General features: G+C 71.0%; 8 protein-coding genes. 3 read left to right on the plus strand and 5 right to left on the minus strand.

Features of this window, described 5'->3' with window-relative positions; genetic code table 11:
* Positions 1-37: 37 nt before the first annotated feature.
* From BFF77_RS16335 to BFF77_RS16345, 3 genes are all read right to left on the minus strand, one after another.
* The gene (locus BFF77_RS16335) at positions 38-799 is read right to left on the minus strand and encodes a DeoR/GlpR family DNA-binding transcription regulator (protein ID WP_066949817.1); all 762 of its coding nucleotides are present in this window, start codon (positions 797-799) and stop codon (positions 38-40) included.
* 407 nt (positions 800-1,206) lie between these two features.
* Positions 1,207-3,027 carry a discoidin domain-containing protein gene (locus tag BFF77_RS16340; RefSeq protein ID WP_079125212.1) on the minus strand — a complete coding sequence of 607 codons (1,821 nt, stop codon included), beginning with the start codon at positions 3,025-3,027 and terminating at the stop codon, positions 1,207-1,209.
* Positions 3,028-3,151: 124 nt separating this feature from the next.
* A complete protein-coding gene (locus tag BFF77_RS16345; protein ID WP_066949822.1) occupies positions 3,152-4,270 on the minus strand; it encodes a DUF1996 domain-containing protein in 1,119 nt (372 codons plus the stop codon).
* A gap of 384 nt (positions 4,271-4,654) precedes the next feature.
* Here BFF77_RS16345 and gndA point away from each other — a divergent pair, with 384 nt between their 5' ends.
* Positions 4,655-6,097 carry an NADP-dependent phosphogluconate dehydrogenase gene (gene gndA / locus BFF77_RS16350; protein ID WP_066949808.1) on the plus strand — a complete coding sequence of 481 codons (1,443 nt, stop codon included), beginning with the start codon at positions 4,655-4,657 and terminating at the stop codon, positions 6,095-6,097.
* Positions 6,098-6,807: 710 nt separating this feature from the next.
* On the opposite strand, the gene BFF77_RS16355 is transcribed toward gndA, so the two are convergent.
* Together BFF77_RS16355 and BFF77_RS16360 are read right to left on the minus strand one after the other, a co-directional pair.
* Positions 6,808-7,437 carry an aspartate/glutamate racemase family protein gene (locus BFF77_RS16355; RefSeq protein WP_425424380.1) on the minus strand — a complete coding sequence of 210 codons (630 nt, stop codon included), beginning with the start codon at positions 7,435-7,437 and terminating at the stop codon, positions 6,808-6,810.
* A gap of 191 nt (positions 7,438-7,628) precedes the next feature.
* A complete protein-coding gene (locus tag BFF77_RS16360) occupies positions 7,629-8,039 on the minus strand; it encodes a GNAT family N-acetyltransferase (RefSeq protein ID WP_066949814.1) in 411 nt (136 codons plus the stop codon).
* Between the two features lie 165 nt (positions 8,040-8,204).
* Here BFF77_RS16360 and BFF77_RS16365 point away from each other — a divergent pair, with 165 nt between their 5' ends.
* On the plus strand, positions 8,205-8,573 hold the full coding sequence (locus BFF77_RS16365) for a gas vesicle protein GvpO (protein WP_245703543.1): 369 nt from the start codon (positions 8,205-8,207) through the stop codon (positions 8,571-8,573).
* A gap of 73 nt (positions 8,574-8,646) precedes the next feature.
* On the plus strand, positions 8,647-9,078 hold the full coding sequence (locus BFF77_RS16370; RefSeq protein ID WP_066949829.1) for a gas vesicle structural protein GvpA: 432 nt from the start codon (positions 8,647-8,649) through the stop codon (positions 9,076-9,078).
* Position 9,079: the final 1 nt, after the last annotated feature.

A 9,079-nucleotide genomic window follows, 5' to 3' on the forward strand; every position in this document is an offset into this window, starting at 1 on the left:
GAACGGGACGCGACCGGCGCGTACGGGCGGGGCGGGATCAGACGCGGATGACCTGCGGCCCGAGCAGCGAGTAGCGCTGGGCCTCGGCCGAGGGCAGTCCCGCGTCCGTGACGATCGACTCGAAGTCACCGACCTCGGCGAAGCGGCAGAAGCTGACCGCGCCGAATTTGGTGTGGATCCCGGCGAAGACCCGGCGGCGCGCGCTCCGCATGGCCTGGGCCTTGACCTCGCTGACCGCCGGATCGGGGGTGGTGAGGCCGTACTCGCGGGATATGCCGTTCGCCCCGACGTACGCCAGGTCGATGACGAACTCGGCGAGCATCCGGGTGGTCCAGTGGTCGACCGTCGCCATCGTGGAGCCGCGGACCCGGCCGCCGAGCAGCAGTACGGCGATCTTCTCGGCGTCGGCGAGGGCGGTCGCCACCGCCAGGGAGGCGGTGACCACGGTCAGCGGCCGGTCCCTGGGCAGCGCCTCGGCGACGAGCTGGGGGGTGAAGCCCTCGTCGACGAAGACCGTCTCCGCGTCGCCGAGAAGATCGGCGGCAGCCGCGGCTATCCGGGACTTCTGGGGTACGAGCCGGGTGGTCCGTACGGCGAGGGTCGTCTCGAATCCGGCGCTCTCGACCGGGTAGGCGCCGCCGTGGGTGCGCCGCACCAGCCCGTGTTCCTCCAGGGCGTGCAGATCGCGGCGGACGGTCTCCTTGGCGACCTGAAGTCTCCCGGCCAGGGCGGTGACCTCCACCGACCCGTCTCGTCGGGCGATCTCAAGGATTTCTCGTCGGCGCTCGTCGGTGTCCACGACAACACACTTCCCTGCTTTGCTGCGGCTCAGCACCCGTTCGGGCTCATGCGTCGTTTGTACAAGCAGGAGACCGGCCACGACCAGCTTCTTCACAGCATCGACTGTGCCCGTTCATGCCCGTTTCGGGAAGAGTGTTTGCGCTGATCACCGCAGCGACCGGGGTGGCAACCGCTCGGATCACTGCCCGATTGACGCCCGCGACGTGCCCGTTCGGAGCCCGGTGCGGTACACGCTTTTGCCGCAATCGGAAGCGCCATGCGGCAGCCCGTCGCGGCACGGGGAATCCGGCGGCGGGCCATGGGGAACCATGGCCCGCCGCCGGATGCCGTCCGGCGCCGCCGGCGGGGAGGAGACGGCGCGGGCGGATCAGGTGAGCCGGGTCTCGCCCGGATCGGGGGTCCGGGTCAGCTGTAGACGCCGAACTCGTAGAGGGAGTAGCCCCAGCCGGTCCCTCGCACGGTCGCATTGATCCTGACATAACGGGCGTTTCCGGTCAGGTCATGATCATCGATCCCGCCGTTGCCGTCGGTGACGGTCTTCAGCGTGGCCCAGTTCCGCCCGTCGTCGGAGGTCTGGACGGTGTAGCCCTTGGCGTAAGCGGTCTCCCAGGCGAGCTGGACATGGCGGAACGCCGTCTTCTGTCCGAGGTCGACCTGGATCCACTGCGGGTCGCTCCAGTCGCTCGCCCACCGGGTGTCGAGCGAGCCGTCGACGGCGTTGCCGGCCGGGCAGGGGCAGCCGGTGCCGGCCGCCTGCGCCGAGGACGCCGTCGCGGGCTTGCCCCGGGCGACATTGGTCCCGGTGACCGGCGGCGGCACCACCTTGAACGACTTGGTCTCGATGCCGACATTGCCCTTGCCGTCGCTCGCCTTGACATAGACCTTCCACACACCGAGCCGCTCCGGCGCGACCAGCCGGAAGGTGCCGTTGCCGAGGGCGGTGAAGGCCGTGTCGTTCAACTGGCCCGAGTTGTCCACGTACTTGGCGCCGAGCAGCAGTTGGTAGGAGAGCGGATCGCCTTGCGGGTCCGTGACCGAGGCGCGGACGACGAACTCCCGGCCCGCGGGCACCGAGGCGGCTCCGTCGACCGACATCGAGGAGATCACGGGCGGGGTGTTGTCCCGGGAGGTGTCTCCCCCGTACGCCCTCTTCACCGCGTAGTACGAGAGCCGCTTCTGGCCCGCGGGAAGCAGATTGAACCAGACGCCGCCGAAGTCGTACTCGGTGCCGTAGTGGAAGAGCGTCGCGCCGAGCGCCACGCCCCGGTGGCCGGTGATACAGCCCCATGCGTTGGTGTAGCCGGCGGCCTTCGCGGGATCGGCGGGCTCGGCGGGCACACCGTTGGCGTCGTTCGGAACCTCCCACTCACCGGCGGGACCGCCCTCGGTGACGATGTACGGCTTGGTGTAGCCGCCGTCCTGCCAGGTCTTCTGGATGTTGCAGACGTCGCCGTACGAGTTCACCGCGTACAGGTCGAGGTCGGGCGCGTTGCGCCGGTAGTACGGCCAGGCGCCCGTCCAGGCGTCGGTCGAGGTCACCGGGTGGTTGGGGTCGACGGCGTGGATCCGCTTCGCGACGTCGTTGACGAATGTCGTGTACGCGTTGCGCTGCTGCTCCAGCGCGTCGCCGCTGTAGCAGTTCTGGAGTCCGAGGACGGACTCGTTGCCGACGTTCCACATCAGAACGCCCGGGTGGTTCTTGTAGGTCTCCACCCAGCGGGGGAACTCCGCGAGCATGTTGTTCTTGTACGTGGTGTCCGTCAGATAGTTGACACAGCCACCGCTTCCCGGGCCGCCGCCCGGCTGGAGCCAGAAGCCCGCGATGACCTTGACACCGTTGGCCGCCGCCGCGTCGAACAGCGGTGCGCTGCCGGCATCGGTGCCCCAGGTCCGTACGGTGTTGGCGCCCATCGACTTCACGTCGGGCATGTACCGCGCCGCGTCGGCCGCGGCGGGGCCCCAGGTCAGGCCCTTGACCTGGTACGGCGCTCCGTCGACGGTGAGCTGCCAGTTGCCCTGTGTTCCGGTGACCTTGACGACGCTGCCCGCGGCGTGCGCGGCGGGAGCGGGAAGGGCCACCAGACAGGCCCCGAACAGGGCGGCGACGGTGAGCGTTGCCGCGCGCCGGATTCCGGCGGCCCGGCGCAGGACGGCGGTGAGCCGCGCGGCCCGCCGTCGCGCGGGCGGCTCGTGGACGGGTGGTCGAAGTGCGGATGCTCGGCGCATGGCGTGCTGTCTCCTCGGGTGGCGGTGCGGGTGGGGGAGGCCGGTGGAGAGGGGAAACGGGCGGAGCGCGGGAGAGCGCTCTCCCGCGGAGGCGCGGTCCGCCTCCGCGGAAGAGCGGCCCGGATCAGGGCAGTTCGTAGTTCGCGTTGAGCGCGGCGCCCGCCTCGGGGTGGTTCTGGTCGTACCCACGGGCGTCGCACTGGAGCCCGCCGACGACACAGTGCCGGACCAGCGCGTTCAGCGTGCGGTCGTCCCAGGCGTTGAAGAAGTCGTAGTGGAAGGTGTGTCCCACTCCGCTCGCCAGCCTGACCCGCGACATGTCACCGTTGACGGGCCAGGCCATCTTGAACTCGATCATCGGCAGCGCCACGGGATGCGAGGGCGGGCAGACGTCCTGGTTGGCGCCCTGCGCTCGCGGATAGGCCATGTGGCTCTGGTGGTCCGGTGTGTCCAGATACTTTCCGTCCCAGCAACTCGGTGCCTGGAAACGGAGATTGAGCTGGACATCCGGCCTGGCCGGGCAGGTCGCGGGGATCTCGGTGTTCTTGTAGCTGTCCCCGCACTCCCAGCCCTCCACCCAGCCGCGGTGGTTGCGGAACTGCTCGGCGGTCTGCGTCGGACTGCCGACGACGAAGCGCAGTCCCTTGGGGAACGGCCGTACGGACCGGTAGTCGGTGACGCCCGACTTGTAGTAGATGGTCTGCGGACCGACCGGCGCGACCGCGGTGTTGCCGTTGAACAGCGTCGGCATCCAGTACGCGGACCTGTCACCGGGCGCCTTGCACGCCGTGCCGCCACCGCTCAGCGAGGCCGTGGTGCTGTTCGCGTCGGTCGTCCTGTTGCCCATGAAGGTGTGGTCGTGCGACTTGCCCGGCTGGCCCGGATAGACGATCGGGTCGTCCGGCCGGGTGTGTGTCACCGAGCAGTTCGCCTGGAACTCGTGGAAATACCGGGTCGGAGGGATCTCGGCGGACGGCACGACACCGGTCACGGGCGGATTGGCCGGAATATAACCGTCTCCGTCGGGATCGTCGCCGGACGGTACGGGGACCGCCGGGGCCATCCGGTGTCCGGCGTGGGCCGCCTCGGCGACCGCGGGCGCGTCGGCCGCCCGGGGAGTGGCCTCGGCGGTGGCGGTGTCGGGGATCGCGATGAGCCCGAACGCCACCAGAGCGAGGGCGGTGGCGACGAGCAGGGCGGACACCAGTGCGGTACTGCGAAAACTGCGCATTCTTTCGGCCATGCGGACCTCCATGCCGCTCTTCAGCCGCACCCGTCGAAGAGTGCGGTGGGGGGAAGTGGAGCTGGAAGGTGCACCGCGGAGAGCCGGCCCCGCAGCCGGTGAAGAAGCCGGGATCACTGCGGGAGAGCGCTCTCCAAAGCGCTGTCAGTGTTACGCCGCCGCTGAGAGGGTGTCAATACTTTGTGAACGAGGGGCCGTCGACGCGTGCGGGCCTCGTCTCGCGCTCGCGCTCAGAACACGGCACGATGCGTCAGGTCCGGAATGCATGAGCTCCGGGCCCGCTTGACGATTGATGAACGGCCGTGTCCGGCGGTACGTACCGCTCCCCAGCGGGACCTACCGGTGGCGCACGGCGCATCCTACGGATATCCAGGAGCACACGACATGAGTGGAACTGCCCAGATCGGTGTCACGGGGCTCGCGGTCATGGGCCGCAACCTCGCCCGCAACTTCGCCCGCAACGGCTTCACGGTCGCGGTGCACAACCGCACCGCGTCGAAGACCCGTTCCCTGGTGGAGGAGTTCGGTGATGAGGGCACGTTCGTTCCCGCGGAGTCCGCGGAGGAATTCGTCGCGGCGCTGGAGCGGCCCCGTCGGCTGATCATCATGGTGAAGGCCGGTGCTCCGACCGACGCGGTGATCGAGGAGTTCGCGCCGCTGCTGGAGGAGGGCGACGTCATCATCGACGGCGGCAACGCCCACTTCGCCGACACCCGGCGCCGGGAGAAGGAGCTGCGCGAGCGCGGTATCCACTTCGTCGGTGTGGGCATCTCGGGCGGCGAGGAGGGCGCGCTGCACGGTCCGAGCATCATGCCGGGCGGCTCCGTCGAGTCGTACGCCTCGCTCGGCCCGCTGCTGGAGCGGATCGCCGCCAAGGCGCCCGACGGCGCGCCCACCGTGGCGCACATCGGTCCTGACGGCGCGGGCCACTTCGTGAAGATGGTGCACAACGGCATCGAGTACGCCGACATGCAGCTCATCGCCGAGGCGTACCACCTGCTGCGGGCCGTCGCGGGCTACTCCCCCGCCAAGATCGCCGAGACCTTCAGGACCTGGAACACGGGCCGGCTGGACTCGTATCTGATCGAGATCACGGCCGAGGTGCTCGCCCACACGGATGAGGCGACCGGCAAGCCGTTCGTGGACATCGTGACCGACCAGGCCGAGCAGAAGGGCACCGGCCGCTGGACCGTTCAGATCGCCCTCGATCTGGGTGTGCCGGTCTCCGGTATCGCCGAGGCGGTCTTCGCCCGCTCGCTGTCCGGCCACGCCGGGCTGCGCGAGGCCTCCCGTTCGCTGCCGGGCCCGACGGCGGCGCCGCTCTCCGAGGCGGACGCGGCGCGCTTCGCCGACCAGGTCGAGCAGGCGCTGTACGCGTCGAAGATCGTCTCGTACACCCAGGGCTTCCACCAGATCCAGGCGGGCAGCGACGAGTACGACTGGAACATCGATCTCGGCTCGGTCGCCGCGATCTGGCGGGCCGGGTGCATCATCCGGGCCGCGTTCCTCGACCGGATCCGCGAGGCCTACGACACCCAGCGCGAGCTGCCGAGCCTGCTCTCCGACAAGCAGTTCGCCGAGGAGATCGGCGCGGCGCAGGAGGACTGGCGCGCGGTGGTCGCCACGGCCGTGCACCAGGGAGTACCGACGCCGGGCTTCGCCGCGGCGCTCTCGTACTACGACGCGCTGCGCGCCGAGCGGCTGCCCGCCGCGCTCACCCAGGGGCAGCGGGACTTCTTCGGCGCGCACACCTACCGGCGCACCGACCGCGAGGGCTCGTTCCACACCCTCTGGGGCGGCGACCGCTCGGAGGTCTCGACCGACTGAGGTCCTTCGTTCGGATCGGGCCCGGCGAGATCCGGACGACAGGCCCCGGGGCCTGTCCGGTCGGTCTTCGCGGGCCCGGTACGCCGGCCCGTCGCCTGTGCCGCTCTCCCGGGACGCCCGGGGCGCGGTCCACGGAAACCGACCGGACAGGGCCTAGCGGATCCAGCCGAGCGGGCCGGGGGCGGGCTCGGGTTCCGGCCCCGGTACGGGGTCGGGGCCCGGCGGCGGGCTCGGGATCGGGTCCGGCGGAGGCATGGGCGTGGGGCTCGGCGGCGGTGTCGGGTGCGGCGGCGGAGTGGGCATCGGCGGTGGACCGGGCGGCACCGGATCCGGGCCGCCGGGCCCCGTCGGGCCGGGCTGCGGAGTGGGCGTGGGCGGTACCGGATCGGGGTGAACGGGGTCCGGGTTCGGGCTGGTCATGGCCTTGCCTCCATGGTGCGGGCGTCGTGCGTTCTCACTCTCTCCCCCTGCGCGTGCCCACGCGCGCCGGGTCCACGCGTGAGCGGACCGATACGGGCCGGGCTGCGCGGGCGTTCCGCGTACGGGCTGCCCACGGAGACTGCCGGAAAGCCCGTGGACAGCCGCCGTACGGGCCGTGCGCGCCGCAGCCGCACAGGCCGTGCGTGCCGCACAGGCCGTGCATGCCGTACGGGCCGTACACGTTCCCGTGCGGGTGCCGGACAGCGGGTGCCGGACACGCCCGTCCGCCGTCAGATCGCCGCCGCCGCGGCAGCCGCCGCGTTCAGCCCCGGGCGCGGGCTGGAGAAGACCGGGAGACCACAGGTCGTACGGTCCGCCGCGTCGGCCATCGAGGCCTGGGCCAGCACGACGACGTCCGCGCCGGTGATTCCGTCCACCGCGGCGGCCACCATGTTCAGATAACCGTCGAGGTCGCCCGCCTCGAAACGCTCCCAGGCACCCTCGACCAGCACCATCCGCAGATCGACCGGACGCCCGGCCGCCTCCTGGCGGATCAGCGCGGCCGTCGGTTCCAGTGTGCTCTCCAGGGCGGCGACCACGACGACCCGCCCGGCCGTGGCGGCGGCAGCCGCCATCGGCCGGTCGACCCGCAGTACGGGCACACCGAGCGCCGCGCCGGTCTTCTCCGCGACCTCACCGATGGTCGAGCAGGTGCAGAGCACGGCGGCCGAGCCCTCGGCGACAGCGGCGGCGAGCACGGCCTCGACATCGGCCGCCACGGATTCCGGGCCCTCGGCCCTCGCCCGGGAGAGCAGGGACTCGTCGACGACATGGCGCAGGACGAGTCCCGGATGGTCCAGGTCCCGCAGGGCGTCGAAGACCGGGACATGGACCGGGGAGGTATGCAGCAGAGTCAGCATGATCGCGATGCTAAGGGGTGTTCCGTCATCGCTGATGGATCAGCTGGGCGGCGTCGGATGCGGTGCGTCGGGAGACGGAGAGGCGCCCGCCTGCCGGACGTGTCCGGGCGTTCCGACAACGCGGCGAGACGCGCGGCCGTCACCGGGAGCCCACCGGGGATGACGGGACGACCCTCGGCACACGAACGCCGTCAGACGCCCGCCGCCCTGCCGTCGCCACCCTCGCCGTCCCGGCCGTTCTCGCCCTCCTGACCGGAGTCCAGCGCGGCCTTCAGCAGCTCCCTCGCGCTCCCGACCACATCGTCCGGGGCCGCCGGAGCCTCCGCGGGATGGCGCTGGGCCCACCGGGCGGCGTACGGGCAGAACGGGACGACGGGCACGCCCTCGCGCCCGGCCGTCGCGTACAGCTCCCGCACCAGCGCGCCCGCGATGCCCTTGCCCTCGTGCCCTTCCTCCACCCCGGTGTGCACCGCGACCAGCGCGCCGGACGACTCTGCCGTGGCCTCCATGGCGAAATACACGATGGATCCGACGGCCCGGCCGTTCTCGTACGCCTCAAGACGACCCTCGGACCGGTTGTCGCGGATGTCGAGATCTGACATGACGGTTGGTTCTCCCTGCTCCTGGTGGGACGCGGCCGGTTCAGCCCGCGACGGCGTGCGGTGGGCGTACGGTACCGCCCTCCCCGGCCCGCACTCGTTGCCCGTCCCGCACAGCGGGTGTTTCATGGAAAGGCAGGATAAAACGCATGAATCCTCGATATACGTGTGAGCGGGAGCGGCATGGTCGGCGGCGAGCGGCGGAGTACGAGCGGTGCGCGGTCCCCGCGGTCGTCCGAGAACCGGCGCCATGTCGCGGCCTCCCCGGCCGAGCCCGGGAGTCCCCTGCCGATGGGGCGGGCCATGCGGGAGGCCACGGAGCAACTCGCCGCGCTCATCGGCAAACAGCCCGAGTCCGTGTCCGCCGTCAAGCGCACGGAGGACGGCTGGCAGGCCGACATCGAGGTACTGGAAATCCCACGGGTGCCCGACACGACCAGTGTGATGGCGAGTTACCGGGTGCGACTGGACGAAACCGGCCGGCTCACCGAGTACGAGCGCCGTCAGCGGTATGCCCGGGGCCGGATCGAGCGGTGACCGCCGGCAGTACGCGCGGCGGACGCCGAAGTGGCCGCCGGGGCACGCGCGGCGGTCGCTGAAGGGAGTCATCGTGACTGTAGCGCCGCAGCAAGGCGGCCAGGTCGCCGTCGGTGGGAGCGGAAACCTCTACGACGTCCTGGAGCTGATTCTGGACCGCGGGCTCGTCATCGACGCGTTCGTCCGGGTGTCCCTGGTCGGTATCGAGATCCTCAAGATCGACGCGCGGGTCGTCGTGGCGAGCGTCGACACGTATCTCCGTTTCGCGGAGGCGGTCAACCGGCTCGATCTGGAAGAGGGACGCAAGGCACCGGACACGATCACCGGCCTCGTCGGCGAGGTGACCGAGAGCGGGGCGCGCGGCAAGAGCAAGGGCGCGCTGACCGGAGCCGTCGAGGCCATCACCGACTCCCTCGACGGACGGTCCCGGGAGAGGGAGGACCCGGAACCTGAACCGAGGCGCCGCGGCACCGGTCAGCGCCACGCCAGGCGCCGGGAGGAGTAGC

The organism is Streptomyces lushanensis, from assembly GCF_001700515.1.
Classification (GTDB): domain Bacteria; phylum Actinomycetota; class Actinomycetes; order Streptomycetales; family Streptomycetaceae; genus Streptomyces; species Streptomyces lushanensis.